At 68.9% G+C, this 26,869-nt stretch carries 29 protein-coding genes, 1 tRNA gene and 1 pseudogene; 17 read left to right on the forward strand and 14 right to left on the reverse strand.

Annotated features, from left to right (window positions below):
* Nucleotides 1-22 precede the first annotated feature (22 nt).
* Together dapE and ACP2AD_RS07695 are read right to left on the reverse strand one after the other, a co-directional pair.
* Nucleotides 23-1,147 (reverse strand): succinyl-diaminopimelate desuccinylase, encoded by a 1,125-nt coding sequence (gene dapE, locus ACP2AD_RS07690; protein WP_425229497.1) that lies wholly within the window; start codon nt 1,145-1,147, stop codon nt 23-25.
* Nucleotides 1,144-1,812: a glutathione S-transferase family protein gene (locus tag ACP2AD_RS07695; RefSeq protein WP_425229498.1), complete on the reverse strand. Its 669-nt coding sequence runs from the start codon at nt 1,810-1,812 to the stop codon at nt 1,144-1,146. The genes dapE and ACP2AD_RS07695 overlap by 4 nt, the downstream gene beginning before the upstream one ends.
* 77 nt (nt 1,813-1,889) lie before the next feature.
* Between ACP2AD_RS07695 and ACP2AD_RS07700 the strand changes: the two genes are divergently transcribed.
* The gene (locus ACP2AD_RS07700) at nt 1,890-2,357 is read left to right on the forward strand and encodes an OsmC family protein (RefSeq protein WP_425229499.1); all 468 of its coding nucleotides are present in this window, start codon (nt 1,890-1,892) and stop codon (nt 2,355-2,357) included.
* On the opposite strand, the gene yihA is transcribed toward ACP2AD_RS07700, so the two are convergent.
* The 5 genes and pseudogenes from yihA to rpmH form a co-directional block, all read right to left on the reverse strand.
* Nucleotides 2,354-2,950 carry a ribosome biogenesis GTP-binding protein YihA/YsxC gene (gene yihA / locus ACP2AD_RS07705; protein ID WP_425231119.1) on the reverse strand — a complete coding sequence of 199 codons (597 nt, stop codon included), beginning with the start codon at nt 2,948-2,950 and terminating at the stop codon, nt 2,354-2,356. The genes ACP2AD_RS07700 and yihA overlap by 4 nt on opposite strands.
* 155 nt (nt 2,951-3,105) lie before the next feature.
* Nucleotides 3,106-4,845, reverse strand: a complete 1,740-nt coding sequence (yidC, locus tag ACP2AD_RS07710; RefSeq protein ID WP_425229500.1) for a membrane protein insertase YidC — start codon at nt 4,843-4,845, stop codon at nt 3,106-3,108.
* Nucleotides 4,846-4,861: 16 nt separating this feature from the next.
* Nucleotides 4,862-5,074, reverse strand: coding sequence for a membrane protein insertion efficiency factor YidD (gene yidD, locus ACP2AD_RS07715; protein ID WP_425229501.1), 213 nt, complete (start codon nt 5,072-5,074; stop codon nt 4,862-4,864).
* Nucleotides 5,075-5,077: 3 nt separating this feature from the next.
* Nucleotides 5,078-5,407 (reverse strand): annotated as a pseudogene (gene rnpA / locus ACP2AD_RS07720) (ribonuclease P protein component); the annotation flags it as partial.
* Nucleotides 5,408-5,424: 17 nt separating this feature from the next.
* Nucleotides 5,425-5,559, reverse strand: coding sequence for a 50S ribosomal protein L34 (rpmH, locus tag ACP2AD_RS07725; protein WP_017978410.1), 135 nt, complete (start codon nt 5,557-5,559; stop codon nt 5,425-5,427).
* A 233-nt stretch (nt 5,560-5,792) separates the two neighbouring features.
* On the opposite strand from rpmH, the gene ACP2AD_RS07730 reads away from it, so the two are divergent.
* The 5 genes from ACP2AD_RS07730 (at nt 5,793) to ACP2AD_RS07750 (ending at nt 10,102) form a co-directional block, all read left to right on the forward strand.
* A complete protein-coding gene (locus ACP2AD_RS07730; RefSeq protein ID WP_425229502.1) occupies nt 5,793-7,301 on the forward strand; it encodes a YifB family Mg chelatase-like AAA ATPase in 1,509 nt (502 codons plus the stop codon).
* Between the two features lie 513 nt (nt 7,302-7,814).
* Nucleotides 7,815-8,390, forward strand: coding sequence for a DUF805 domain-containing protein (locus ACP2AD_RS07735; RefSeq protein WP_425229503.1), 576 nt, complete (start codon nt 7,815-7,817; stop codon nt 8,388-8,390).
* A 57-nt stretch (nt 8,391-8,447) separates the two neighbouring features.
* Nucleotides 8,448-8,532: transfer RNA gene (locus ACP2AD_RS07740), tRNA-Leu, on the forward strand.
* 135 nt (nt 8,533-8,667) lie between these two features.
* Entirely contained in the window at nt 8,668-9,837 is a 1,170-nt protein-coding gene (locus ACP2AD_RS07745) for an acyl-CoA dehydrogenase family protein (protein WP_425229504.1), read from the forward strand.
* A gap of 10 nt (nt 9,838-9,847) precedes the next feature.
* Nucleotides 9,848-10,102, forward strand: a complete 255-nt coding sequence (locus ACP2AD_RS07750) for a hypothetical protein (RefSeq protein WP_425229505.1) — start codon at nt 9,848-9,850, stop codon at nt 10,100-10,102.
* A 33-nt stretch (nt 10,103-10,135) separates the two neighbouring features.
* Here the strand turns inward: ACP2AD_RS07750 and ACP2AD_RS07755 are convergent, their stop codons facing one another.
* The gene (locus ACP2AD_RS07755) at nt 10,136-11,518 is read right to left on the reverse strand and encodes an aromatic ring-hydroxylating oxygenase subunit alpha (RefSeq protein WP_425229506.1); all 1,383 of its coding nucleotides are present in this window, start codon (nt 11,516-11,518) and stop codon (nt 10,136-10,138) included.
* 51 nt (nt 11,519-11,569) lie between these two features.
* Here ACP2AD_RS07755 and ACP2AD_RS07760 point away from each other — a divergent pair, with 51 nt between their 5' ends.
* The 9 genes from ACP2AD_RS07760 (at nt 11,570) to ACP2AD_RS07800 (ending at nt 19,362) form a co-directional block, all read left to right on the forward strand.
* Nucleotides 11,570-12,034, forward strand: coding sequence for a DUF3237 domain-containing protein (locus ACP2AD_RS07760; RefSeq protein WP_425229507.1), 465 nt, complete (start codon nt 11,570-11,572; stop codon nt 12,032-12,034).
* Nucleotides 12,031-13,632, forward strand: coding sequence for a carboxyl transferase domain-containing protein (locus ACP2AD_RS07765; RefSeq protein WP_425229508.1), 1,602 nt, complete (start codon nt 12,031-12,033; stop codon nt 13,630-13,632). The genes ACP2AD_RS07760 and ACP2AD_RS07765 overlap by 4 nt, the downstream gene beginning before the upstream one ends.
* Nucleotides 13,633-13,646: 14 nt before the next feature.
* Nucleotides 13,647-14,099 (forward strand): hypothetical protein, encoded by a 453-nt coding sequence (locus ACP2AD_RS07770; protein ID WP_425229509.1) that lies wholly within the window; start codon nt 13,647-13,649, stop codon nt 14,097-14,099.
* Nucleotides 14,099-14,587, forward strand: coding sequence for a nuclear transport factor 2 family protein (locus ACP2AD_RS07775; RefSeq protein WP_425229510.1), 489 nt, complete (start codon nt 14,099-14,101; stop codon nt 14,585-14,587). Before ACP2AD_RS07770 ends, ACP2AD_RS07775 begins: the two co-directional genes overlap by 1 nt.
* 118 nt (nt 14,588-14,705) lie before the next feature.
* Complete coding sequence (locus ACP2AD_RS07780) at nt 14,706-16,688, forward strand: acetyl/propionyl/methylcrotonyl-CoA carboxylase subunit alpha (RefSeq protein WP_425229511.1); 1,983 nt, start codon at nt 14,706-14,708, stop codon at nt 16,686-16,688.
* 151 nt (nt 16,689-16,839) lie between these two features.
* Nucleotides 16,840-17,736 (forward strand): crotonase/enoyl-CoA hydratase family protein, encoded by an 897-nt coding sequence (locus tag ACP2AD_RS07785; RefSeq protein WP_425229512.1) that lies wholly within the window; start codon nt 16,840-16,842, stop codon nt 17,734-17,736.
* Between the two features lie 130 nt (nt 17,737-17,866).
* Entirely contained in the window at nt 17,867-18,319 is a 453-nt protein-coding gene (locus ACP2AD_RS07790; RefSeq protein ID WP_425229513.1) for a MaoC family dehydratase, read from the forward strand.
* A 93-nt stretch (nt 18,320-18,412) separates the two neighbouring features.
* On the forward strand, nt 18,413-19,162 hold the full coding sequence (locus ACP2AD_RS07795) for a Crp/Fnr family transcriptional regulator (RefSeq protein ID WP_425229514.1): 750 nt from the start codon (nt 18,413-18,415) through the stop codon (nt 19,160-19,162).
* On the forward strand, nt 19,159-19,362 hold the full coding sequence (locus ACP2AD_RS07800; protein ID WP_425229515.1) for a hypothetical protein: 204 nt from the start codon (nt 19,159-19,161) through the stop codon (nt 19,360-19,362). Before ACP2AD_RS07795 ends, ACP2AD_RS07800 begins: the two co-directional genes overlap by 4 nt.
* Here the strand turns inward: ACP2AD_RS07800 and ACP2AD_RS07805 are convergent.
* The 5 genes from ACP2AD_RS07805 to ACP2AD_RS07825 all read right to left on the reverse strand — a co-directional run bounded on the left by ACP2AD_RS07805 (nt 19,359) and on the right by ACP2AD_RS07825 (nt 24,182).
* Entirely contained in the window at nt 19,359-20,654 is a 1,296-nt protein-coding gene (locus ACP2AD_RS07805) for a sensor histidine kinase (RefSeq protein WP_425231120.1), read from the reverse strand. The genes ACP2AD_RS07800 and ACP2AD_RS07805 overlap by 4 nt on opposite strands.
* A gap of 57 nt (nt 20,655-20,711) precedes the next feature.
* Entirely contained in the window at nt 20,712-21,431 is a 720-nt protein-coding gene (locus tag ACP2AD_RS07810; RefSeq protein WP_425229516.1) for a response regulator, read from the reverse strand.
* A 30-nt stretch (nt 21,432-21,461) separates the two neighbouring features.
* Nucleotides 21,462-21,782, reverse strand: a complete 321-nt coding sequence (locus tag ACP2AD_RS07815) for a hypothetical protein (protein WP_425229517.1) — start codon at nt 21,780-21,782, stop codon at nt 21,462-21,464.
* A gap of 97 nt (nt 21,783-21,879) precedes the next feature.
* Nucleotides 21,880-22,653 (reverse strand): thioesterase family protein, encoded by a 774-nt coding sequence (locus tag ACP2AD_RS07820; protein WP_425229518.1) that lies wholly within the window; start codon nt 22,651-22,653, stop codon nt 21,880-21,882.
* Nucleotides 22,650-24,182 (reverse strand): class I adenylate-forming enzyme family protein, encoded by a 1,533-nt coding sequence (locus ACP2AD_RS07825; protein ID WP_425229519.1) that lies wholly within the window; start codon nt 24,180-24,182, stop codon nt 22,650-22,652. Before ACP2AD_RS07825 ends, ACP2AD_RS07820 begins: the two co-directional genes overlap by 4 nt.
* A 65-nt stretch (nt 24,183-24,247) precedes the next feature.
* Here ACP2AD_RS07825 and ACP2AD_RS07830 point away from each other — a divergent pair, with 65 nt between their 5' ends.
* The gene (locus ACP2AD_RS07830; RefSeq protein ID WP_425229520.1) at nt 24,248-24,862 is read left to right on the forward strand and encodes a glutathione S-transferase family protein; all 615 of its coding nucleotides are present in this window, start codon (nt 24,248-24,250) and stop codon (nt 24,860-24,862) included.
* On the forward strand, nt 24,859-25,656 hold the full coding sequence (locus ACP2AD_RS07835; protein ID WP_425229521.1) for an SDR family NAD(P)-dependent oxidoreductase: 798 nt from the start codon (nt 24,859-24,861) through the stop codon (nt 25,654-25,656). Before ACP2AD_RS07830 ends, ACP2AD_RS07835 begins: the two co-directional genes overlap by 4 nt.
* Here the strand turns inward: ACP2AD_RS07835 and ACP2AD_RS07840 are convergent.
* The gene (locus ACP2AD_RS07840) at nt 25,628-26,857 is read right to left on the reverse strand and encodes an MFS transporter (protein ID WP_425229522.1); all 1,230 of its coding nucleotides are present in this window, start codon (nt 26,855-26,857) and stop codon (nt 25,628-25,630) included. The genes ACP2AD_RS07835 and ACP2AD_RS07840 overlap by 29 nt on opposite strands.
* Nucleotides 26,858-26,869 lie beyond the last annotated feature (12 nt).

Genomic DNA, 26,869 nt, shown 5'->3' on the forward strand with positions numbered 1-26,869 from the left:
GATCGAAGGCGATTCGGTACGCCTATGATGTGCAGGCAACAATGCGCCGCAACACCGCCTCATAGATCGCCGCCAGCCCCTCCACATCCTCCACCGCGACCGCTTCGTCGACCTGATGCATCGTGGCGTTAATCAGACCCAGCTCGACCACCGGGCAAACCTCCGTCAGGAACCGCGCGTCGGAGGTGCCGCCGCTGGTCGACAACTCGGAGCTCAGGCCAGTCACCTCCGCCACTGCCGCACTGACCAAGTCGGACAGCGGCCCTGGCGCGGTCAGGAACGACTCGCCCGACACACGCGCGGTCACCACCGCCGTGGGCGCGTGCTCCTTCACCATCGCGGTCAGCCGCGCGACCAGCGCTTCGCCGCGATGGAGGTCGTTGAACCGCACCGACAGCCGCGCGCTCGCGCGCGCCGGGATGACGTTACTCGTCGGGTTGCCGACCCCTATGTCAGTGATCTCGATGTTCGAGGGCTGAAACCAGTCGGTGCCCCCATCCAGCCGGATCGCATCGATTGCTGCCAGCGCGCGGATCAGCTTGGGCACTGGATTGTCCGCCAGGTGCGGGTAGGCGACATGGCCCTGCTTACCCGGCACCTCGATCGTCAGGTAAAGCGATCCGCGCCGCCCGATCTTCACCGTGTCGCCCAGCCGCGTCACGGAGGTCGGCTCTCCCACCAGGCACATCGCCGGCGCGATCCCGCGCGCGCGCATCCGCTCGATCAGCGCTCGGGTGCCGTGCAGCGCCGGGCCTTCCTCGTCACCGGTGACGACCAGCGCACATGCAGTTTCAGGAACCGCCGCCGCCGCCGCGACGAACGCGGCGACCGCGCCCTTCATGTCCACCGCGCCACGACCATACACCATCCCGCCGCGCACCTCGCCGTCCCAGGGCGAGCCGGTCCAGCCCTCGCCCGGCGGCACGACGTCGAGGTGCCCGGCAAAGGCGAACAGCGGCCCCGCGCCCGCGCGCACCGCCAACAGGTTCTCGACCGGCCCATTTGGGGGCTCGCCCGCCTCGAACCGGTCCACCACGAACCCCAGCGGCACCAGCGCCATTTGCAGCACATCGAACACCCCGCCGCGCGCAGGCGTGACGCTTGGCTCGGCGATCAGCGCCTGGAGCAGCGCGACGGGGTCAATCACTCCTGAACGGGCTTTTCGTACTGCTCGATCACCCATTCCTCTTCCTGCGCCTCGGCGATCCACTGCTGCATCCACGGATGGAGCAGCATCGCCTCCAGGTACGCCGAAGCGAAGCGGGCGAAGGGCAGCTGATAGGTGAAGATGCGTGTCACGACGGGCGCGAACATGATGTCGGCCGCGCCGAAATCGCCGAACAGGAAATCGCCTGCGCCCCCGAACCGCGCGCGCGCCTGCGCCCACAGCTCCATAATGCGCTTCAGGTCGGCGAGCACGTCATCGTCGGGCGTGTGCGCGGGGTGGATCTGACGCACGTTCATCGAATGCTTGCGGCGCAGCGCGGCGAAGCTGGAATGCATTTCCGCCGCCATCGACCGCGCCATCGCGCGCGGGGCGTCACCGGCGGGCCAATAGCGGTCGCGACCCACCTTGTCGGCGAGATAGTCGACGATCGCCAGGCTGTCCCAAACGACGATCTCCTCACCGTCCCACAACACCGGCACCTTGCCGCCGGACGGCGCGAACTCGTCGCCCTCGCGGCGCTTGTCCCATTCGGCGTCGTAGAGCGGGACCACCACTTCCTCGAAGGGCAGCCCCGACTGTTTGCACGCGAGCCAGCCGCGGAGCGACCAGGACGAATAGGCCTTGTTGCCGATGAGAAGCTTCATGGGCGACAGGAATAGCCACCCTGCGGTTTGCCGACAACCGTCGTGGACGTTACCTTGCGGGCGCGAGGGGGAGGAGCATGGCCGAGCACGACTATACCTGCCGCATCGCCTGGACCGGCAATCGCGGCGAGGGCACGCGCGCGTATCGCGGCTACGACCGAACCTGGGATATATCGACGCCCGGCAAGCCGGTGATCCACTGTTCCAACGACCCGCTGCTGGGCGGCGATCCGCGGCTGCCGAACCCGGAGGATCTGCTGCTGGCGACGCTGTCTGGGTGCCACATGCTCTGGTATCTGCACCTGGCGAGCATCGCCGGCATCGTCGTGACAGATTATGTCGATCAGCCGGTCGCGAAGGGCGAAAGCGCGTCCGACGGCACGGGGCGGTTTCTGCGCGCGACGCTGAAGCCAACGATCACGGTGCGGGCGGGCGCCGATCTGGTGCGGTCGGAGGCGATCCACGCCGAGGTGCACCGGCATTGTTTCATCGCGCGGTCGGTCAACTTCCCGGTCGACTATGCGGCGACCTATCGCGAGGTCTAGCCGATCGCGTCGAGCACGGCGGCGCGCAGCTCCGCGATGCCGAGCCCGCCTTCGGACGAGGTCGCGACGATTTCGGGGTGCGCGGCGGGGTGCTTGCGCGCCTCGGCAGCAGTCCGCTGCGTCACGTCCGCCAGCTCGCTCGCCTTGATCTTGTCGGCCTTGGTGAGGACCAGCCGATAGCTGACCGCGGCGGCGTCGAGCATCGCCAGGATGTCGCGGTCGACCTCCTTGATGCCGTGGCGTGCGTCGATCAGCACCAGCGCGCGTTTCAGCGCCTGCCGTCCGCGCAGATAGTCGTTGACCAGGAAGCGCCAGCGCCGGACCATCTCGGGCGGCGCCTTGGCGAAGCCATAGCCGGGCATGTCGACGAGGCGGAGCACCGGACCGGCTCCGACGTCGAAGAAATTCAGCTCCTGCGTCCGCCCCGGCGTGTTCGATGTGCGGGCAAGGGCATTGCGGCCGGTCAGCGCGTTGAGCAGCGACGACTTGCCGACGTTCGACCGGCCTGCAAACGCCACTTCCGGCGCGACCGGGTCGGGCAGGAACTGCAGCGCCGGCGCCGATTTAAGGAAAGTCACCGGCCCGGCAAACAGTTTACGCGCGGCCTCTAAATCCTCCCCGGCACGGGGAGGGGGAGCGCTCGGTGAAGCCGAGTGGGGGAGGTGGCCCGTCGCGCGCGGATCGCCCGGAGGCGAACCCGGTCCGTCGGCGCCGGGTGCCGCCACCTCCCCATGCTGGGGAGGATTGCTCATTTCGCGGGCGCCTCCTTCAGCTGCGGGTGGCGGCGATAGAGCAGCCGCTGCTGGCCGATCGAGATCAGGTTGGACATGACATAATAGAGCTGCAGCCCCGCCGCGAGCGGCGCGAAGAACAGCATCATCACCCACGGCATGATCCCCATCACCTGCTGCGTCGCGGGATCGGGCGCCGCGGGGTTGAGCCGGAACTGCGCCCACATCGTGCCGCCGAGCAGGATCGCGAGCACGCCTAGGTGGAGCATCCCTGGCGGCGTGAACGGCAGCAGCCCGAACAGGTTGATGGGCGTCAGCGGGTCGGGCGCGGACAGATCTTTGATCCAAGCGACGAAAGGCTGGTGCCGCATCTCGATCGTCAGCGACAGCACCTTGTAGAGCGCATAGAAGATCGGGATCTGCAGCAGCGTCGGCAGGCAGCCTGCGACGGGATTGGCGCCTTCCGTCTTGTAGAGCGCTATCACCTCCTTCTGCATCCGCTCCTTATCGTCCTTCCAGCGCTCCTGCACCGCCTTCATCTTGGGCTGAACCACCCGCATCTTCGCCATCGACGCGAACTGGCGCTGTGCGACCGGAAACATCAGCGCGCGGATGGTGACGGTAAGCAGGATGATCGCGACGCCGAAATTGCCGACGACCCGGAACAGCCAGTCGAGATAATAAAAGATCGGCTTCTCGACGACGCGGAACCAGCCCCAATCGATCGCATAGTCGAGCTGCGTCACCCCGGCCGCGGCGTAGCGGTCGAGCAGCCGCGTTTCCTTGGCCCCCGCGAACAGCCGGGCGGTGGAGATCAGCGCCTTCCCGGGCGGTAGCTGAGCGTCGGCCAGCGTGAAGCCGCCGGTGAACCGGTCGGTGGTCGTCGCACGAAACCCGCTCTGCACCTGCGCGGTCGCCGCCGGCACCAGCGCGGTCAGCCAGTATTTGTCGGTGAAGCCAACCCAGCCGCCGCGCGCCGCGAACAGATTGTCGCCCGGCTTGGCGGTTGTGCCGAAAATGCGCGAGAAGATGCCGGGCTCGTTGCCCTGCAGGTTCTTGTAGTCGATGTCGTAGTTGGCGCCCGACCCGAACACGCCGATTGGGCCGACATGCGACTGCCAGCTGCTCAGATCCTTGGCGACGCCGACCCGGACGATCGAGGCGTTAGGCGCGACCTGCACCGCAGCGGCGCTGGCGTTGGCCACGGTCTGCCGGACGGTGAAGAGATAATCGTCGTCGATCGCCAGCTCGATGCGAAACCGCTGCCCGGCCGAATTGACGGCGAACAGCGTCACCGGCCGGCCCGGGGCCAGCACCGTCGATGACGCGCGCCACAGCGTCTCCGGCCCGGGGCCGCCACGCCAGCCAAGCTGCGCGAACGAAGCCTGCGGCGCGCCGTCGGGCGAGAATAGCCGGATCGGCGGCGAGTCGGAAGCGATCGTCTCGCGGTGCCGCTTGAGCACGAGATCGTCGATCCGCGCGCCGCGCAGGTTGATCGAGCCGCTGAGCGCCGGCGTGTCGATCCGGACACGTTCGCCGGCCGTGGCCGCAAGCACCTGCGCGCGCGTGCGGGTCGCCGCCGGGCTGTCGGCGGTCGGATCGGCGGCGGGGCTCGCGACCGGGCGCGAGCGGCCGTCGACGATCTGCGTCGCGGGCGGATTGGCCGGCGCATAGCGATGGATCGCCCATTGCCAGCTCAGCAGGATAACCGCCGCGATCACCGCGAACAGGATGAAGTTGCGCCGTTCTTCGGTCACGCGGAAGCCTTAGGGATCAGGGTACGGGGTCCGGGCCGTACGACCCGAAGGGATGACAGCGCGCGATGCGCCTGATCGCCAGCCACCCGCCCTTGGCCGCCCCATAGCGGCCAAGGGCGGTGATTGCATAGGCGGAACAACTGGGCTGAAACCGGCAGGTCGGCGGCATGACCGCCGACGGTCCCCGCTGCCAGCCGCGGACGAGCAGGATCAGAAGGCGGGTCAGCACCGCTTACTCCCTCCCTGCAGGGGCGAGGAGCGCGGCCAGTTTCCGCAACGCTTTGCCTAGCTCCGCCTTCAACAGCGCGAAGTCGCGCTCGACGCCGCCAGCGCGGCCGATCAGGACATGGTCCGCCCCCGGGACGCCGCCTCCTGGCAGCATTGCCGCCGCCAGCGCGCGGAAGCGACGCTTCATGCGGTTGCGGACGACCGCGTTGCCGATCTTCTTGGTAACGGTGTAGCCGACCCGCATCGCAGGCGAGCCGTCGTTACGCGGACGCACCAGCAGGACGAAACCCGGCATCGGTGCGCGTCTGCCGCCGTTGGCCGCGAGGAAATCCTTGCGGCGCGAGAGGACGGTTACGCCGACAGCTTCTTGCGGCCGCGCGCGCGGCGGGCGCGGATCACCGCCCGGCCGCCGACCGTCGCCATCCGCGACCGGAACCCGTGCCGGCGTGCGCGCACCAGGTTGCTCGGCTGAAAGGTCCGCTTCATCGGTCATTCCCAATTCGTTTAACAGCAAAAGGCCGCCCCGAGGACGGCCTGAATGGGCAACCGCATACGGAAGGGGGCCGTCAAAGTCAACGCGGGGCAGTAGGCGAGAAGGCCCGTCACGCCGCTTAGGTGGGGCGGGTGTGTTGCCGATACAAGGCAGCTCGACCGCAGCGGGCCGACCTTCCGCTCTCCGCAAATTCCGGTAAGAACACCGCAGGAACAAGGGGGACCGCATGGCGGCGATCGTGTCGACGGTGGCGTATCTGGGACTGGAGGCGCGTGGCGTCGAGGTGCAGGTACAGCTCATTCCCGGCCTGCCTGCCTTCAACATCGTCGGTCTGGGCGACAAGGCAGTGCGCGAGAGCCTGGAGCGCGTCCGCGGCGCGATCGCCGCGATGGGGCTGGCGCTGCCGCCCAAGCGGATCGCAGTCAATCTCTCGCCCGCCGACCTGCCCAAAGAGGGATCGCATTTCGACCTGCCGATCGCGCTGGCGCTGCTGGCGGCGATGGGCATCGTCGATGTCGAGGCCCTGGGCGAATATGTCGTCGTGGGCGAGCTCGGCCTCGACGCCCGGATCGCGCCCTCACCCGGTGTACTGCTCGCCGCGCTACACGCATCCGAAGCGGGCAAGAACCTGATCTGCCCCGCCGCGCAGGGTGCCGAGGCGGCTTGGGCCGGGACGGTCGAGGTGGTGGCGCCGCCCGATCTGCTGTCGCTGCTCAATCATCTGAAGGGGCAGGGGCTGCTCGACACGCCCGTGCCCGGCGAGGCCGACGACGCCGTCCACGGCCCCGACCTCGCCCAGGTCAAGGGCCAGGAGACCGCAAAGCGCGCGCTGGAGATCGCCGCATCGGGCGGCCATAATCTGCTGATGGTCGGCCCGCCCGGCGCCGGCAAGTCGCTGATGGCCAGCTGCCTGCCCGGCATCCTGCCGCCCCTCGACGCCGCGGAGGCGCTGGAGGTCAGCATGGTGCAGTCTGTAGCGGGAACGCTGACGGGCGGCCGGCTGACCCGGACGCGGCCGTTCCGCAGCCCGCACCATTCCGCCTCGATGGCGGCGCTGACCGGCGGCGGCCTGCGGGTCAAGCCGGGCGAGGTCAGCCTCGCGCATCTCGGCGTCCTGTTCCTCGACGAGCTGCCCGAGTTCAACCGCGCCGTGCTCGACTCGCTGCGGCAGCCGCTGGAGACCGGCACGGTCAGCGTCGCGCGTGCCAACGCCCATGTCACCTTTCCCGCGCGGGTGCAGCTGGTCGCGGCGATGAACCCGTGCCGCTGCGGGCATCTGGGCGATGCGGGGCTCGCCTGCGCCCGGGCCCCGCGCTGTGCGTCCGATTATCAGACCAAGGTGTCGGGGCCGCTGCTCGACCGTATCGACCTCCATGTCGAGGTGCAGGCGGTCAGCGCCGCCGACCTGGTCTTGCCGCCGCCCGCGGAGGGGTCGGCCGAGGTTGCGAAGCGCGTCGCCGCGGTGCGCCGGCTACAGACGGCGCGCTTTGCCGAGGAGCCGGTCCGCACCAACGCGGAAGCCGAAGGTGCGCTGCTGGAGCGGGTCGCCACCCCCGACGAGCCGGGCCGCAAGCTGCTCGCCCAGGCGGCGGAGGCGATGCGGATGTCGGCGCGAGGCTATACCCGCATCCTGCGTGTCGCGCGCACGATCGCCGACATGGCGGGCAGCGACGGCGTCGGCAGGCTGCACGTTGCAGAGGCGCTGAGCTATCGGCGGACGGCGCCACGCGCGTGAATGTCTCCCGCGGCGGCCGGTAGCGCAGCGGTTGATCGAGATCAGCCAGCTCGGCAAACTCGCGGTGAGCCGCGCAGGGTGGCCGGTGAACGGGCGATTGCGGTGGAATGGATGCTGATGCCGTTCAAGCGGCATGCCGACTTCAGCGGCCGCTCGCGGCGGCGGGAATACCCGCGGTGGCCGCTCTTCATCCTGATACCGTGCCGGTGTCGCTGATCGGCGGCCTGATCGCGCTGCTGCTCGGGGTGCTGCTGCTGGTCTGGTATCTGATGAGCGGTAGGGCCGGCTCCAACCGCTTCGGGGCCGGCCCGAAGATGCGCGGCGTCGCGACGGCCTATGGGAGGGACCGCGGCCCGGCCGATCATCCGCCGCCCTGTGGCCAGCAGCCTCCCGCCTCGCTGATCCCGATGGTCGCCGGCTCGGGCCCGCTGCGTGCTTGCTCCCGGGCCCGCCGTCCGGCACCATCGTGGCGAGTCGCGCAGGGGTGCGCAGGCGAGAAGGGGGAATTTTTACATGGAGTTCATGTTCATGCCGTTCCGGCGCTACGCGGAGTTCAGCGGCCGGTCGCGGCGCATGGAATACTGGATGTGGACGCTGTTCATCTTCGTCGTCTATCTGGTCTTCGTCGTGCTCGGCGTAGCGCTTGGCGCGACCGCGATCCTTGGCGCAAGTCAGGGCAGCTCGGGCGGAACCGCGGCGGGCGCGGGCGGCGCGATCATCGTCTTCGCGTTGTTTGGCATCTTCCTGCTGGCGATCTTCCTGCCGTCGCTGGCCGTGGCAGTCAGGCGGCTGCACGACACCGATCATTCGGGCTGGTGGATACTCGCGCCGATGATCGGCTCGGTCATCCAGGTCGCGGGCGGTGCGATGCATAGCCAGGTGGTGGCACTGGTGGGCGGGCTGGTCGGGCTGGTGATCGGCGTGCTCCTGCTGGTCTGGTATTTCTCCGACGGCACGGCGGGGGCGAACCGGTTCGGGCCCGATCCCAAGGGGCGCGGCGGGCCGGGCGGCTATGACCAGGGCTACGGCCAAGGCTATGGTCAGCAACCCGCTCAAGGCTATGGCGCGCCGCAACAGAACTCCTGGTGATACTTGCCGCCGCGGACGCGCTGGGGTAGCGCGCCCGCGGCCCGGCGGGGTCGCCACGCGGGTGTGGTGAAATTGGTAGACGCGCGGGACTCAAAATCCCGTTCCGCAAGGAGTGTCGGTTCGAGCCCGACCACCCGCACCACGCGCAGCGCGGCAGGCGGGTCGCTTCAGCAAACCCGTCCGACGGCACGGCGCGGCTAGGCCGCGGCGTCGCCCGGCTAACCTTCCGGCACATCGCCTCGGTTCCAAAGTCTCCTTCGCACGCTATACCACCGGCATGACCCCCGATTTCGACTTCGCGCTGGGCGAGATGGCCGATGCCATCCGCGACACCACCCGCCGCTTCGCCACCGACAGGATCGCGCCGCTCGCCGCGCGGATCGATGCCGACGACTGGTTTCCGCGCGACGAGCTGTGGCCCGCAATGGGGGCGCTCGGCCTTCACGGCATCACCGTGGCGGAGGCGGACGGGGGACTGGGGCTCGGCTATCTGGAACACGTCATCGCGTGCGAAGAGGTCGGCCGCGCATCGGCGTCGATCGGGCTGAGCTACGGCGCCCATTCGAACCTGTGCGTCAACCAGATCGCGCGCTGGGCCAGTCCCGAGCAAAAGACGAAATACCTGCCCAAGCTCATCAGCGGCGAGCATGTCGGCAGCCTCGCCATGTCGGAAGCCGGCGCCGGCTCCGACGTCGTGTCGATGAAGCTCCGGGCCGATCGCGTGCAGGGCGGCTATGTCCTCAACGGCACGAAGTTCTGGATCACCAACGCCGCTTACGCAGACACGCTGGTCGTCTATGCCAAGACGGGCGACGGCAGCCGCGGCATCACCACCTTCCTGATCGAGAAGGACACGCCCGGCTTCGCGATCGGGCAGAAGATCGACAAGATGGGGATGCGCGGGTCGCCGACTGCAGAGCTGGTCTTCACCGATTGCGAGGTGCCGGACGAGCAGGTCATGGGGCCGCTCAACGGCGGTGTCGGCGTCCTGATGAGCGGGCTCGACTACGAGCGCACCGTGCTCGCGGGCATCCAGCTCGGCATCATGCAGGCGTGCCTCGACGTCGTGCTGCCATACCTGCGCGAGCGCCGGCAGTTCGGCCAGCCGATCGGCGCGTTCCAGCTGATGCAGGCCAAGGTCGCCGACATGTACGTCGCGCTCAACTCGGCCCGCGCCTATGTTTATGCGGTGGCGAAGAGCTGCGACGCCGGGCGCACGACGCGGTTCGATGCGGCGGGCGCGATCCTGCTCGCGAGCGAGAACGCGTTCCGCGTCGCGGGCGAAGCGGTGCAGGCGCTGGGCGGGGCGGGCTATACCAAGGACTGGCCGGTCGAACGCTTCCTGCGCGACGCCAAGCTGCTCGACATCGGTGCGGGCACGAACGAGATCAGGCGCATGCTGATCGGCCGCGAACTGATCGGCGCGGTTGACACGGTGGCGCAGTGAGAGCGAATACGTGCTGTTGATCGCCGTACTGGTCGGTGTCTCCGCCTATGGACGGGTGACGTCCGCCTGGTCGGCACGCCCGTTCCTCGTAATCGGCGTTCTCGTCGCTGCGCTGATCGCGCTGGCCGCCTTGACGCAGCCCGTCATACCGCCCCTGTTGCCGCTGCTCGTCGACGCGGTGGTCGACTTCATGGCCGGCGTGGCGCTCTTCTCGCTAGGCTACGCTTTGGGCCGTTGGCTCGATCGCGACAAGGAACGGTATTAGGCTCGCTGCGGACGCCGACGCTGCGCCGATCCCTCACCCCGCCATATACGCGTCCAGCGTCTCGTGGAAATGCCGGATGCGGCTTTCCTGATAGCGCGCGAGCGTAACGCCGGGCTTTCGCGACGCCTTCAGCCCCTTCTGGATGCGGCGCAGATTGTCGGTGTCCTGATCCGCGACCATCGCCGCCGAGCCCAGCTCGGGTGCGTCCTTCCAGTCCTGGTCCGGCCCCAGCATCCGCATCTTCGCAGGCGCCGGGTGGCTGCCGTCGGGCGCCTTGGCGAACAGGAACATGATCTCCATGATGTGGCTGTCGGGATCGTTGCCATTGGGGCGGAAACGATAGGTGATCGGCAGCGCCTGCCCGCCCCAGGGCACCATGTTGGGGAACAGCAGATATTCGATCAGGTCGAGCGCCTCGCTGTCCGACAGGTCGCTCATGTCGCGCCCCGACGAGCGCCCGATCTTCTCGCGTGCGCGAGCCGCGAGTGCGGGGCGCGCGTCTTCTCCATCGGCTAACGCGATCGGTTTGCCCGCGAAGAACGGCACGTCGCGGCGCATCTCCTCCACCGTCTGCGCAGGCGTCATCGCGGCGCGGCCGGGGGAGGGCACGCCCTGGACGCTGATCATGCGGCTGACGTGGCGGACGCCCGGCCAGACATCGTATTGCGTGTTGGTGTCACCATAATAGCCCGTCACTTGCGGGTGCGCGGTGCCGACATGATAGGCTTCGATGAACGCCTCCATGCCCAGCTTCCAGTTGCATGGCATCACCTTGGCGACGTGCGCGGCGACGTAGCGGTTCTCCAGCTGGAACGCCTCGAAATGATCGGGCAGGTTCTCCAGATACGCCTCGAATGGCTCGCACGCCGGGTCGAGGTTGACGAACACGAACCCGCCCCACAGCCCGACCTGGGCCTCCGGCAGGCAGAACTTCGCCTTGTCGACCTGCGGGAAGTCCCACTGGCCGGGCAGCACGGCGAGCTTGCCGTCGAGCGTCCAGGTCCAGCCATGGAAGGGACAGCGGATCTGCTTGGCGTTGCCCGCCTCGGTGCGCAGCATCGTGCCGCGGTGGAGGCAGGAATTAACGTAGGCCTTGATCGTGTCGGCCCCGTTGCCGGCCGCCGTGCGGACGATCAGCAGCGAATCGTCGACGATGTCGTAGACGACCTGGTCGCCGACCTGTGCGAGCTCCTCGACGCGGCAGGCGAACTGCCACGTCCTGCGCCAGACCCTCTCCACCTCGCGGTCATGCCAGGCGCGCGAGAAATACCGCTCGGCGGAAACGTCCTCGGTCGACGGGTTCAGCGGTGGCGACTCGGCGCGCAGCACCGCGGGCGCGGCGATCGGGTCGCGTGAGAGCACGTCCTGCACCGAGGGACCGGGCCGGCGGGCGATGATGTCCGTTGAGGTGTCCATGCGGCGGCGCTCCTGTTTGCGCCAGCCTGCCGCCATGCTAGCGCGATGGCAATGGAGATGCTGCCCCACCGCCACCTGACGACGCTGGCGCTCGACGTCGATTTTGCCGGGGTGACGCCGATCGGCCAGACCCGCGCCGGGTTTCGCGGCATTGCCCCGGTCACGGGCGGACGGTTCACGGGCGAACGGCTGAGCGGCACGGTCGGACCCGGGCAGGACTGGTTCGTCACCCGCCCCGACGGCAGCATCGCGATCGACGTGCGGCTGACGCTGACAACCGGCGATGGGGTGACGGTGTACCTCAATTATCAGGGCGCGATGAACGGCCGCGGCGATGCGATGTCGCGGTTCCGCAAGGGCGAGCAGCTGGCCGCGGACGACTATGCGCTGACCGTCACCGCGCGGCTGGAGTGCGGCGATGCGCGCTATGCCTGGCTTAACGATGCGACCGTGGTGGGGGTGGGGGAGCAGACCCCGGGCGGCCCAGTCTATCATCTGTTCGACATCGGCCGGTGAGCGCTCCCGTCCTCGACAGCAAGCTATCGTCCGACAGCGACGTCTTCCGCGCCAACGCCGCGCACAACCGCGCACTGGTCGAGCGGCTGCGCGCCGACGTGGCGCAGGCCGCGCTGGGCGGATCGGCGGCGTCGCGCGACCGCCATGCCGGCCGCGGCAAGCTGCTTCCCCGCGACCGCGTCGAGCGGCTGCTCGATCCGGGCTCGCCGCTGCTGGAGATCGGCCAGCTCGCAGCCAACGGGCTGTACGGCGACGAAGTCCCTGGCGCGGGGATGATCGCGGGCATCGGCCGTATCTCGGGCCGCCAGTGCATGATCGTGTGCAACGACGCGACGGTGAAGGGCGGCACCTATTACCCGCTCACCGTAAAGAAGCATCTACGCGCGCAGGAGATCGCGGAAGCGAACCGGCTGCCCTGCATCTATCTGGTCGACAGCGGCGGCGCGAACCTGCCGCATCAGGCGGAGGTGTTCCCCGACCGCGACCATTTCGGGCGTATCTTCTTCAACCAGGCGAACATGAGCGCCAAAGGCATCCCGCAGATCGCCTGCGTGATGGGCAGCTGCACCGCGGGCGGCGCTTACGTCCCCGCGATGTCGGACGAGACGATCATCGTCCGCGGGCAGGGGACGATCTTCCTCGCCGGGCCGCCGCTGGTGAAGGCCGCGACGGGCGAGGTCATCAGCGCCGAGGAGCTGGGCGGCGCCGAGACGCACGGCCGCAAGTCCGGCGTGGTCGATCATGTCGCCGAGAATGACGAGCATGCGCTGACGATCGTCCGCGACATCGTCTCGACGCTGCAGCCGCCTGTGAAGCCCGACATCAACCTGCGCGACCCGCGTCCGCCCAAGTTTGCGACGGAAGAACTGTACGGCATCGTCCCGCCGGATGTGCGCGCGCCCTACGATGTGCACGAGGTGATCGCACGGCTGGTCGATGGTAGCGAGTTCCACGCGTTCAAGGCGCTGTACGGATCGAGCCTTGTCTGCGGCTTCGCGCATATCTGGGGCATCCCTGTCGCGATTCTCGCCAACAACGGCGTGCTGTTCTCCGAGTCCGCGCAGAAGGGCGCGCACTTTATCGAACTCGCCTGCCAGCGCCGCGTGCCGCTGCTGTTCCTCCAGAACATTTCCGGCTTCATGGTCGGCGGCAAGTACGAGGCGGAAGGTATAGCGAAGCATGGCGCGAAGCTGGTGACCGCGGTCGCCACCGCCAGTGTGCCCAAGATCACGGTGCTGATCGGCGGCAGCTTCGGCGCGGGTAATTACGGCATGTGCGGCCGCGCCTATTCCCCGCGGTTCCTGTTCACCTGGCCCAACAGCCGGATCAGCGTCATGGGCGGCGAACAGGCGGCATCGGTGCTGGCGACGGTCCACCGCGACGCGGACCGCTGGACGCCCGAGGAGGCGGAGGCGTTCAAGGCGCCGGTGCGGCAGAAGTACGAGGATGAGGGCAACCCGTACTACGCGACCGCCCGCCTGTGGGACGACGGCGTCATCGACCCGGCGCAGACGCGCGACGTGCTGGGCCTCGCGTTCGCCGCGACGCTCAACGCGCCCGTGCCGGAACGCGCGCAGTTCGGGGTGTTCCGGATGTGAGGAGGAAGAAGGGCATGCGGGCAGGCCGAATGGCGATACGCGCGGCATTGGCGGTCGCGGCGGGGCTTTGCGTGATGGCGGCGGCCCCGGCGGCGCGCGCGCCCGCACCTCGCCTCCTCCTCCCCGTCAGCGACGCCGACTCGATGCTGGTCGGAGGCAGCGGGTGCGAATCCGCCTTCGCGCAGGAAGTGACCAGCTGGACCTTCATGCGCAACACCAGCTTCATGCTCCGCACCGGCCCCGGCCGCGCGGGGCTGCATCAGTGCACCTTCACCGACGCGCAGGCGGAAGGGTTCGGTGAGGGCGGCAAGGCCCTGTCCTGCGGCGGCCGGCGCGTGTCCGTGCGCCGGGTCGGACGAGTCACCTCCCATGCCGAAGCCGACAGCAGCGACTATCCGGCGGTGCTGACCGTCACCGACGGCCGCCGGACGGAGACGATCCGCGGCAGCTATGGGACCGCCTGCTGATGCTGCCCCTCCTCCTCGCGCTGGCGCAAGTCACCCCCGTTCAGCCGATGCCCCACGGCACCGGCCTGCCGCCCGCAACCGCAGAGGCGCAGGGCGACGCGCCCGCGATCCTCGCCGCCGTCAACGGGCTGTTCGCCGCACTGACCGCGCGCGACATGACGCGCGCGCAGAGCTTCTTCCGCGCCGACGGCGGTGCGCAGGCGGTGGTCGAGCAGCCCGACGGCACGCGCACCTTCCGTCATGAGACTTGGCCGCAATTCCTCGCTCGCTTGCCGGCCACCGGGCCCCGCTTCGTCGAGGCGCTGACCGATCCGGCGGTCGAGGTCGATGGTGACATCGCGATGGTGTGGTCGCCCTACACCGTGATGGTCGACGAGCGGCTGGTGCATTGCGGGGTCGACCATTTCGACCTCATCCGCGAGGGCGGGCAGTGGAAGATCCTCAACATCAGCTGGACGCAGCGGACGGCCGGGTGCGCGGCGCAATGAATCCTGTCCTACAGCAAGCGATGGGCCTATGCCGCGCCGGACCAGACGAAGCGCGTCTTTACAATGATTTGGTAACGAAAATCGAAGCGTTTACGCCTCTACTTAGCCTCTACTTCCGATGCTGACCTCGCTCCTCATCGCCAACCGCGGCGAGATCGCCTGCCGGGTGATCCGCACCGCACGGCGGCTCGGCATCCGCACGGTCGCGGTGTATTCGGACGCCGACGCGCAGGCGCTCCATGTGCGGCAGGCGGACGAGGCGGTGCATATCGGCGCGTCGCCGGCGCGCGAGAGCTACCTGGTGGGCGAGCGCATCATCGCTGCGGCGAAGCAGACGGGCGCCGAGGCGATCCACCCCGGCTACGGCTTCCTGTCGGAGAATGCCGACTTCGCGCAGGCCGTGATCGACGCGGGGCTGATCTGGGTCGGACCGCAGCCCGCCAGCATCCGCGCGATGGGGCTGAAGGACGCCGCCAAGGCGCGGATGATCGCTGCGGGCGTGCCGGTGACACCGGGCTATCTGGGCGAGGACCAGTCGCCCGCGCGGCTGCAGGCCGAGGCCGACGCGATCGGCTATCCCGTGCTCATCAAGGCGGTCGCAGGCGGCGGCGGAAAGGGGATGCGCCGGGTCGAGAGCGCGGCCGAGTTCCAGGACGCGCTCTTAAGCTGCAAGCGCGAGGCGGCGTCGAGCTTCGGCGACGACCGCGTGCTGCTGGAGAAATACATCCTCTCGCCGCGCCATATCGAGGTGCAGGTCTTCGGCGACAGCCACGGCCAGGTCGTCCACCTGTTCGAGCGGGACTGCTCGCTTCAGCGCCGCCACCAGAAGGTGATCGAGGAAGCCCCCGCGCCCGGCATGGACGAGGCGACGCGGGAGGCCGTGTGTGGCGCCGCGGTGAGGGCGGCGCAGGCCGTCGACTACGAGGGCGCAGGCACGATCGAGTTCATCGCCGATGCGAGCGATGGCCTGCGCGCCGACCGCATCTGGTTCATGGAGATGAACACCCGCCTTCAGGTCGAGCACCCGGTGACGGAGGAGATCACCGGCCAGGACCTGGTCGAATGGCAACTCCGCGTCGCGTCGGGCGAGCCGTTGCCGAAGCGGCAGGAGGAGCTGCGCATCGACGGTTGGGCTATGGAGGCGCGGCTGTATGCGGAGGACCCGACTACGGGTTTTCTGCCATCAATCGGATTGTTGGAGCACTTCCGGTTGCCGGACGCAGCTCGGATTGAAACCGGCGTTGTGCAGGGCGGTGAGGTCAGCCCTTTCTATGATCCCATGATCGCCAAGATCGTCGTTCATGGATCATCGCGCGCCGACGCGATCGGGAGCTTGCTGACCGCCTGCGAATCCGTGGAGGTCGCGCCCGTCCGGACCAACGCCGCCTTTCTCGCCAGCTGCCTAAAGTCGCAGGACTTCAAGGCTGGCAAGGTGACAACCGGCTTTATCGGCGCGCATATTGAAGAACTCACTCGGCCGTTGCGGAGCGACGCCGCCGTGCTTGCGGCGCTTAGCTGGCGTCTCGAAGAGTTCATGGACGCCGAATACAAAAGCAATGCGGACGTCTGGGCCGCGAACCCGCGCGCGCTATTCGGCTTTAGACTCAACCGTGCGCCCGAACCCGCACGACTCAGTTTCACTCGCGACGGTGAGCCGCACGTGGCGTCGGCCATGCTAGAGACTCAGGGATCTGACTGGCAATGGTTGCTCGCCGTTGATGGTCGCACCCACTTCGCCGTGCCGGATGACCTGCCGGCAACCCACGGGCCAATGGCCGGCGAACCCTTCGAGGGTCCGATCCGAGTGTTCAGCAAGGGCGGCAGCGAGCAGTTCGTGTTTGGCGCGCGGCGTTCGGCGGCGGGGACCGGAGCCGCCGCCGACGGCGCGATCCTCTCTCCCATGCCCGGCCGCGTCATCGCGGTAGAGGTCGCGGCGGGCGACAGCGTCGCCAAAGGGCAGAAGCTCGTCACGCTGGAGGCGATGAAGATGGAGCACAGCCTCGTCGCCCCCTTCGACGGCACGGTGGCGGAGCTGAACGCGCAAGCCGGCGGGCAGGTGAGCGAGGGCAAGCTGCTGGTGCGGGTGGAGAGAAGCGAATGAACGCGAACCTGCAATCCTCCCCGGGACGGGGAGGGGGACCGTTCGCGCCGCGAGTGGTGGAGGGGGTTCGCCTATCGCGTATCGCTTGCGGCCTGCCCCCTCCGTCCCGCGGCTGCGCCGCGCGCCACCTCCCCGTCCCGGGGAGGATCGGATGACCGATCCCATCCGCACCGATCTGACGGACGGCATCCTGACGATCACCCTCGACCGGCCCGACGCGCTCAACGCCTTCAACCGCGACATGATGGAGGCGATGATCGCCGCCTTCGACCGCGCCGACGCCGATGACGCGGTGCGCGCGGTGATCGTCACCGGCACTGGCGAGCGCGCCTATTGCGCGGGCGCGGACCTTTCGGGCGGAGCCAAGACCTTCGACTATGCGAAGGGCTCGCGCTGGACGGGGCAGAGCCCGGTCGGCGCCGACGGTGAAGTCGACTACGATCACCCCGGCATCCGCGACGGCGGCGGCCAGCTGTCCTTGCGCATCTTTCAGTGCCGCAAGCCCGTGATCGGCGCGATCAACGGCGCTGCAGTTGGGGTCGGCGTCACCATGACGCTGCCGATGGACTTCCGCCTTGCCGCCGACACCGCGCGGTTCGGCTTCGTGTTCGCGCGGCGCGGCATCGTGCCGGAGGCGGCGTCGAGCTGGTTCCTGCCGCGGCTGGTCGGCATTTCGACCGCGCTCGACTGGGCCTATTCGGGGCGGCTGGTGCCGGCCGCGGAGGCGCAGGCGGCGGGACTGGTCCGCTCGGTCCACACCCAGGCCGACCTGCTCCCCGCGGCCCGCGCGTTGGCGCATGAGCTGACCGCGCACGCGGCGCCGGTGTCGATCGCGCTCACCCGCCAGATGATGTGGCGGATGCTCGGCGCGGCGAGCCCGATGGAGGCGCACCGGCTCGATAGCCGCCTGGTCTGGTCGCGCGGGCAGAGCGGCGACGCGCGCGAGGGCGTCCAGAGCTTCATCGACAAGCGCCCCGCTGCCTATCCCGATCGCGTCAGCACCGACCTGCCACATTTCACCCCCTGGCTCGACGACCTCAGCTGGTGAACCGCAGATGGCGCTGTCCTACAACGCCGCCGTCGTGGCAGCGCCCTAGAGACGGCGGTAGTGCCAGACGTAGCTGGCCGCGAAGGCTTGGCGTTAAGCGCCAACTTCGACAAGTTGATGGGAAAGCGGCATGGTCGGCAGGCATTGGGAAGACTGGACCGTCGGCGATCGGATCGAGCATCCGATCCGCCGCACCGTGACCGAGACGGACAATCTCCTCTTCTCGACCATGACCCATAATCCGCAGCCGCTTCACCTCGACGCGGAGGCGGCCAAGGCGAGCGAGTTCGGGCAGATCCTCGTCAACGGCACCTTCACCTTCAGCCTGATGGTCGGGCTGTCGGTGGGGGAGACGACGCTCGGCACGCTGATCGCCAATCTCGGCTACGACAAGCTGGTGATGCCAAGCCCCGTCTTCATCGGCGATACCATGCGCGCCGAGACGGAGGTCACGGAACTGCGCGAAAGCCGGTCGCGGCCGCGTGCGGGGCTGGTGACCTTTCGCCATCGCCTCCACAACCAGCGCGGCGAGCTGGTCTGCGAATGCCTGCGAACCGCGCTTGTGTCGCGCCGTCAGCGCTGACCGCGACCATGCCAACATTTGTTAGGATGATTTGGCGCGACGCGCTGCACAAGCTGGTACAACAGCCTTCTGAAAAGAGGGGAAAATCTGCGAATGTTGACCCGGCGGTTTCTGCTCGGCCGCACGCGCGACGCGCTGAGCGAGGAAGAACGGCGGGTGATCGAGCAGTCGATGTCCGGCGTGCGGACCATCCCGGCGAGAACCTGCGTCACCCGCCGCGGCGAGCCGATCCATCAGAGCATCATGCTGCTCGACGGCTTCATGTGCCGCTACCTGGATGACCGGGAGGGCTATCGCCAGCTGGTGTCTATCCAGGTGCCGGGTGACTTCGTCGACCTGCACGGCTTTCCGCTCAAGCGGCTCGACCACGACGTCGTTACGCTCGGCGTCTGTACGGTGGCGGTGTACGAGCATCGCACGCTGGCGGAGATTCAGGCCACCTACCCGCGATTGACGCGCTGGCTGTGGTTTTCGACTCTGCTCGACGCCGCGATCCACCGCGAATGGATTTTCCGGCTCGGGCGGCTCGGCGCAGAGGGGCGCGTGGCGCACCTGTTCTGCGAGATGAACGCGCGGCTGGAGATGGTGGAACTGGCCGCTGATGGCCGGTTCTCGCTGCCGGCGACGCAGGCGGATTTGGCGGAGGCGTGCGGGATAACTGGGGTGCACGTAAACCGCGTGCTCAGGCTGATGCGCGAGCGCGAGCTGGCGACCTTCCGCGCGGGCGAGGTTCGGATTCTCGACCGGAAGCGGCTGGCGGCGCTGGCCGAGTTCGACCCGATCTATTTGTACGGCCAGCACAGCAGCTGGATCGCCGACGCGCGGGAAGGAAGCGCAGCATGACGATCGATACCGAACCCAAGGAGCCTGAGGACGGGCCGGGCACGGCGAGCGCAGAGCAGGGCTTGGTCGTGCTCGACGGCCCCGACGGCGTCGCGGTGACGATGGATGCGGACGCCGCACGTGAGACCGGCGAACGGCTGATCGCGGCGGCCGAACAGGCGGCAGGCCAGGGCGCATCACCGGCGGCGAATGACGTCTAGCGCGGCAGGCTGATCGTCGCCGCCAGCCCGCCGCCCGGCCGGTTGGCGAGGCGGATGTCGCCGCCCGCCTCGCGTACGATTGAGCGGGCCAGCGCCAGTCCCAGCCCGACCCCGCCAGTGTCGCGATTGCGCGACTCCTCCAGCCGGACGAACGGGTCGAAAACGCCCGCAAGCCGGTCCGCGGGAATGCCGGGGCCCTCATCCTCGACCACGACCGCCACCCCGCCCGGCGGCTCCTCCAGCCGTACCGCCGCGCCGCCGCCATATTTGACGGCGTTCTCGATCAGGTTGCGCACGGCCCTGCGCATTAGATTGGGGCGGAGCCGCACCCGCACCCGGCCGCTATCGGCCAGCGTCACGTCGGCGCCCAGCGCATGGAAGTCGTCGACCACCGCATCGACCAGCGCCGCGAGGTCGACCTCGACGGGCGGCTCGCTGGGGCGGCCGATACGCGCGAGCGACAGAATGTCGTCGAGCGTCCGATCCATCTCGATCACCGTGTCGGCCATCCGCGCGCGATCGGTCTCGTCCTCGACCGATTCGATCCTGACCCGCAGCGCCGCGAGCGGGGTGCGCAGGTCGTGGCCGATCGCGCCGAGCATCCGGTCCTTCTCGTCCAGCATCGCCGTGACCCTCAGCCGCAGCGCATTGAAGGCGTCGACCAGACGGCGAAGGTCGTCGGGCCCGGCGGGGACGACCGGTTCCCCTCGAGCATGCGGATCGAAACTGCCCGCCGCCGCTGTCAGATCACGAAGCGGCAGCGACAGCCTTCGTGCAATCCAGAGCACGGGGAAAAGGATGACGACGTAAAGGATCAGCGTCTGGATCAACAGGGCGGCGAGCAGACGCGAGCCGAACTGAACCCAAGGGGCGTAGACGACGATCCAGCCGCGGCCTGGCTGTTCCACCGCGATCATCAGCAGTTCGGGGCGATCTCTGCCGCGGTTTTCCGCCCGCCTCAGCTCATCGACGGCAGGGCGGGGGACGAGGCCGATGTCGATCCTTCCCGCCCTGACGCCGAGGTCGGCCAGCTGCAGCCGCAGTTCACCCGGTACCTCGGCGTGGCGGCGGTCGGCCGCGGCTGGTACGGGGTCGGCGGCGACGCGACGGACGCGGCCGCGGTCGGGCTGAATGGACCGGCCGCCTTGTGCTTCCCGCTCCAGCGCATCGGCGATCCGGATCGCAGCCGGTCGGGTTGCCTGCGCCAGGCGGAACTCGCGCCGGTCGCGCAGCGCCAGCCCGAAATTGACCGCCTGCGCCGCAAACAGCGCCAGCGCGATCAGCAGCGCCATCTGTCCGGCGAGGCTGCGCGGCCACAGCCTTGTCACATCCGCCTCATCGCCGGTGCCTCACAACCGCGTCACTTCGGCGGCCAGCGTATAGCCGCCGCCCCAGACCGTCTTGATGATGTCCGGTGTCTTGGCGTCGACCTCGATCTTGCGACGTAGGCGGCTGACCTGGTTGTCGATCGCGCGATCGAAGGCGATCGCCTCGCGCCCGTGGGTCAGGTCGAGCAGCTGGTCCCGGGTCAGAACCTGGCGCGGCCGCGTCACCAGCGCCAGGAGGAGGTTGTACTCGCCGGTCGAGAGCGGCACCGAGACGCCGTCGCGATCGATCAGCGCGCGCTCCCCCGATTTGAGCACCCACCCTGCGAAAGCGTAGCTGCCGCTCTCGGGCGCATGCTGGCGCGTGCCGCCGGCCGAGGCGCGGCGCAGGATGACCTTGACCCGCGTCGCCAGCTCGCGCGGGGAGAAGGGTTTCACGACATAATCGTCCGCACCCATCTCCAGCCCGACGATGCGGTCGGTCTCCTCCGCGCGCGCCGTCAGCAGGATGACGGGCAGGTCGCCGGTGGCGCGGAGATGGCGGCAGAGGCTGAGCCCGTCCTCGCCCGGCATCATCACGTCGAGGATGACTAGATCGATTGCATAGGCCGCCAGCCGCGTCCGCGCCGAGGCGGCGTCGGGCGCCTGAGTGACACGGAAGCCCTGCTTGCCGAGATACTGGGCAAGCGGCTCGCGGATCGAACGCTCGTCGTCGACGAGCAACAGGTGGGGAGCGTCCGTCACCGGCTTTACCGCCCCCCCTGCGCCTATGGCTTACTGCTGCGGCCGGGGCGGCGCGGGCGGCGGCGGCATCTCACCACCACCGCGACGGCCGCCGCCCATACGCGCGCCAAGCTCGTCGGGGGTCAGCTTGCCGTCATGGTTCGCGTCCATGCGATCGAAGCGGACGCCCGCAGCCGCCAAGTACTCGGCGCGGCTGATCGCACCGTCGCCATCGGTGTCGGCGCGCATCATGCCGCCGGGCATCCGCGGCGACGCGGCGGCTGGCGGCGCCATTTGCGGCATGTCCTGCGCCAGCGCGAGGCCGGCGCTGGAGACGAGAAAAGCGGCGAGACCGGCAAGCAGGGGCTTCATGAGCGGGGAACTCCTCTGATGGTGAGCGATCAGTGCCGGGCGGGTGTCGCCCGCATGTGTCGCGCGCCGACCAAAGTGTCGCAACTTGTCGCAACGCTTAGGCAAAGATCGCGACGCTCTGCATCTGTTCCGCCATCGACTCGCCCTCGCTGTTCCAGATGCCCATCAGCTGGCTGGAGCTGCCCGCGCTGGCAAAATCGGCATTGGCACGGAGCAGCCACCAGCCATCTTGGGTCTGCGGCTGCGGCCCGAGGATGTTCAGCAGCCACGTCATCGAGCTGACCGGGGCGGGGCCGCCAACCAGCTTCAGTGCGGCGGGCGGCAGACAGTCGGCGACGGTGATCAACTCGATCATCGGATCGAGCCCCGTCCGATCCTTGAGCCGCACCCAGCGCAGCCACTCGGCCGGGCCGACCGTGTCGTCGCGGCGGTCGAGGAAATCGAAGTTCTGGGTGAAGAACGGCGCCTTGCCGGTGAACAGCGCGGTTGCGCCTGTCGGCTTCTCGAACGCGGGCACGGTGCCCTGGCGCAGCTCGACCTTGGACTCGACCGGGCCCATGAAGACGAAGGTCGCGCGCAGGCCCAGCCCCGCTTCGCTCTCGACATCGGCCTGAACGAAGGCGGCGTTGCGACCGCGGCGCAGGCGTTGGGCGCGCACCGTCACGCGGCCGGCGAGCGGCCCGATAAAGGCGATCTGCGCAGACCGGAGCGGCGGCAGGTCCGCATCGGAATGCTGCGCCGCGTGGAGCGCCAGCGCCGCGGAGAAGCCGCCATAGGCGGTGCGGCCTTGTAGCCAGGTTTCAGGGATCGTGCCCGTGAAGCCGCCCTCGATCGGCGTCAGCGCGGCGAGCGTGTCGGGCAGCGAGATCATGCCGGCGTCTCCGCCAGCCGGTCGCGCAGCTCACGCTTGAGCACCTTGCCGATCGCGCTGCGCGGCAGTTCATCGACTGTGTGGAGGGCGGACAGACGCTGCGTCCTGCCGACCTGCGCATTGACCCAGGTCAGGATCTCCAGCGGCTCGTCGGTCGCGCCCGGGCGCGGCACAAAAAAGCCGACCGGCGTCTCGCCCCAAGTTTCGCTCGGCGCGCCGATCACGGCGGCGTCGGCTACCGCCGGGTGCCCGGCCAGCACCGCCTCCAGATCGGACGGATAGATGTTGTAGCCGCCAGAGATGATCATGTCCTTCTTGCGATCCATCAGGATCAGGAAGCCGTCTTCGTCGAAACGACCGACATCGCCGTGGCGAATGTAGCGGTTGCCGTCAGGATCGAACCATTCAGCGTCGCGGGTTGCCTCGGCGCGGCCGTGATAGCCGTTCATCATCGTCGGCGATCGGCCAACCACCTCGCCGCTCTCACCCGGCCCGACCTCGCGTCCATCATCGTCGATCAGCTTCATCTCGTGCCCCGGCATGGGGCGGCCGACGGTGTGGAGCTTGCCGGGAAACTCGTGCGCCGCGAGCATGCAGCCGCCGCCCCCCTCGGTCATGCCGTAATACTCGATCAGCGCCCCGGGCCAGCGCTTCACCACATCGGCCTTCAGTGCGGCGGAGAATGGCGCGCTGGTGCAGGTCTTGAAGCGGAAGCTCGACAGGTCGAACCCGTCGAAATCGGGCAGCGCCATGATCCGCTGATACTGGACCGGCACCAGCATGGTATGGGTCGCGCGGTGATCTTCGGCCAGTTCAAGATAGCGGTTCGCGTCGAACTTGCCCATCAGCACCACCGTCCCGCCCCAGCCGAGCGTCGGCAGGAAGCTGACGAGCGTGGTGTTGGAATATAGCGGGGTGGCGAGCAGCGTCACCGCATCGCCGAACCCCGCCGGGCCGTTGCGGTTGATGTGCCCCCATCGCATCGCGTGGCTCTGGACGATGCCCTTGGGCGTGCCGGTCGTACCCGACGAATAGATGATGTTGAAGCCGTCCGCGGGAGCGATCGTGACCGCTGCGGGCTTGCTGCCGTCCGGCGCCAGCCACGCGTCGAAGTCGCGGTCGAGCCGCACCTGCGTGGCCGCAACGGATTGTCCCGCGAGCGCCTGCTCGTTGGCCGCATCGACGAAGCAGATGTCGGCACCGCTGTCCGCGATCATGGCGGCGATCTGCTGCGGGGTCGAGGACGGCGCGATCGGGGCGGCGACGCTGCCCGCGCGCAGGATGCCGAGAAAGGCGACGCCATAGTCGACGCTGGGATAGGCGACGATCGCCGCCGCCTGCCCCTGCGTGGTCCCGTCGCGCTGGAGCGCGGCGGCGACCCGGTCCATCAGCCGGTCAAGTTCGGCATAGGTGATCGACCGGCGATCGTCGGCGATCGCCAGCCGGTCGCCGCGCTCTTGGGCATGGGCGGCGATCAGGTGGGGCAGCAGGCCGAAGTCCTGCGCGAGCATCTGGATGGCTTCGGTCATCGCCGGCATGGCTAGGCGAGGGCGCGTCCAAATGCCATACGCGATGTTCTAAACGGGAGAGGCAGTTGCTGTTCTACGATAGCCCGAACCCGGCGCCCAATCCGCGCCGCGTGCGCATCTTCATGGCCGAAAAGCATCTGCGGGTGCCGTCGACGACGGTGTCGATCACCCAGGGCGAGCATAAGGGTGCCGACTATCTTCAGGTCAACCCGCATGGGCAGACGCCGTCGCTCGCGCTCGACAACGGCGCGGTGCTGACGGAAAGCGTCGCGATCTGCCGGTATCTGGAGGCGCTGCATCCGGAGCCGCCGCTGTTCGGCCACGGCGCGCTCAACATTGCCCAGGTCGATATGTGGACGCGGCGCGTCGAACTCAGGCTGATGACGCCGCTGGCGATGGTATGGGCGCATACGCACCCGTTCACGGCGCGGGTCGTGAAGCCGCAATATAGGGAGTTTGGCGAGAGCCAGCGGCCCCGCGTGCTGGCGGCGATGGGCGAGTTCAACCGGGCGCTCGACGGGCGCGAGTGGCTGGACGGTGAGCGGTACACGATTGCCGACATCGTGCTGCTGACGACGATCGACTTTGCGACCTTTATTGGCATTACCATGCCCGAGGATCTGATTGCGTTGGCCCAATGGCATGCCCGCGCGACCGCTCGCCCGAGCGCCCAGGCGTGAGCGGGGCGATGGACGGGGGCGTCGCGATCGTCACCGGCGGCGGCACCGGGATCGGCGCCAGCGTGGTGCGCCGGCTCGCCGCGCGCGGCGTTCGCTCGGTGATCAACTACGCGTCCAGCCGCGACGAGGCCGAGGCGCTGGCGGCCGAGGTCGCCAACGGCTCGATCGCGGTGCAGGCGGACATCGTCGAAGACGGCGCCTGCCGCGCGCTGGTCGCGGCGGCGCAGGAGGCGTTCGGGCGGGTCGACTTCCTCGTCAACAATGCCGGGCGGACGAAGTTCGCCAACCATGAGGATCTGGATGCGCTCGACGCCGAGGACTTCGTCGACATCTATCGCCTCAACACCGTCGCGGCCTTTCAGATGATCCGCGCGGCCGCGCCGCTGATGCGCGCGAGCAACATGGGGGCGGTGGTCAATGTCGCCAGCGTCGCCGGGGTGTTCGGCATCGGCTCGTCGGTCGCCTATGCGGCCTCGAAAGGCGCGCTCGTCACCATGACCAACAGTCTGGCGCGGGTGCTGGCCCCCGCGATCCGCGTCAACGCCGTCGCGCCGGGCTATGTCGGAACGGGCTGGTTCGAGAAGCGGTTGGGCGAGGAGGGCTTCGCGCGGTTGAACGCGCGGATCGCCGCGGCGACGCCGATGGCGATGGCGGCGGGGCCGGATGACATCGCCGGTCCGATCGCCATGCTGCTCGACCCGGCCAGCCGGGTGATGACGGGCGAGACGCTGGTGCTCGATGCCGGCGCCCACCTCGACATCGGGCTCAGCCGCCGGCCGGGCCGGGAGGGCTGACCGCGGCGGCCGACCGCACGAGCAGCGCGATGATCAGCGCCGCGGCGCCGATCAGCGCGCCCGCGACGAGGAAGGCCGTGCCGTCGAAGCCGCGGCCCGCACCCCAAGCCAGGCTCTGCGCCGCAATCAGCGGACCCAGGATCGCCGCGACAGAGTTCATCGAGCCGATCCCGCCCTGCAGCGCGCCCTGCCGCGTCGCGTCGACCATGCGCGACAGCAGGCCGTTCAGCGCCGGCCAGGCGAAGGCGCCGAGCGCGCCAACGAGGAAGAAGGCGTAGACCTGCCACACCTGCGTCGTGAAGGCGTAGGCGACCATGCACGCGGCGCCGCACAGCAGCCCCACCACCGCGGCACGGCGTTCGCCCAGCCACGCCACCATCCGGCCGGTCAGCAGCGTCTGCACCAGCCCCATCAGCAGCCCGACCCAGGCCAGGCTCCAGCCGATCTCCTTCGGGCCCCAGCCGAAGCGGATCGTCGCCCAGAAGCTCCACGTCGCAGGATAGACGATCGAGCCTAGCTGCCACAGGAACCAGGCGATCAGCAGCGGCGCCGCGTTCCCCGCCGTGAACAGCGGGCGGAACGCACCGACAACGGTGGATTCGCGCAGGCGGAAGGGCCGGCGGTGCGCGCTGTCGAGCGTCTCGGGCAGGACAAAATACATGACGAGCGCGTTGAGCGCGGCGAGCAGGCCGGCCACGATGAAGGGGGCGCGCAGCCCCAGCGTCGCGACCAATCCGCCGAGCGCCGGGCCGATCACGAAGCCGATCCCGAACGCCGCGCCGAGCATGCCGTAGCCGGCGGCGCGCTTCTCGGGCGGCGAGACATCGGCGATCACCGCACCCGCCGGGCCATAGATCGCGCCCGTCAGCCCCGCGATCGCGCGGCCGACGAACAGCCAGGCCAGCGTCGGCGCCGCCGCCTGCACACCATAGTCGATCGCAAAGGCGAGCATGCAGGCGAGCAGCACCGGCCGCCGGCCGAAACGGTCGCCGAGATTGCCGACGATAGGTCCAGCGAAGAACTGCGCGATCGCGAACACCGCCAGCATCCAGCCGCCGACCCGCGTCGCGGCGGGCAGATCGAGATGGCCGAGTTCGGTGATCAGCCGCGGCAGCACGGGCGCGACGATGCCGAAGCCGATCACGTCGATCGCCGCGGCGGCAACGACGATCGGGATGGCGGGATGCGCGAAGCGACTCACGCCGTCGCGGTC

Origin of the sequence: Sphingomonas sp. (assembly GCF_965248875.1) — a bacterium.
Classification (GTDB): Bacteria; Pseudomonadota; Alphaproteobacteria; order Sphingomonadales; family Sphingomonadaceae; genus Sphingomonas.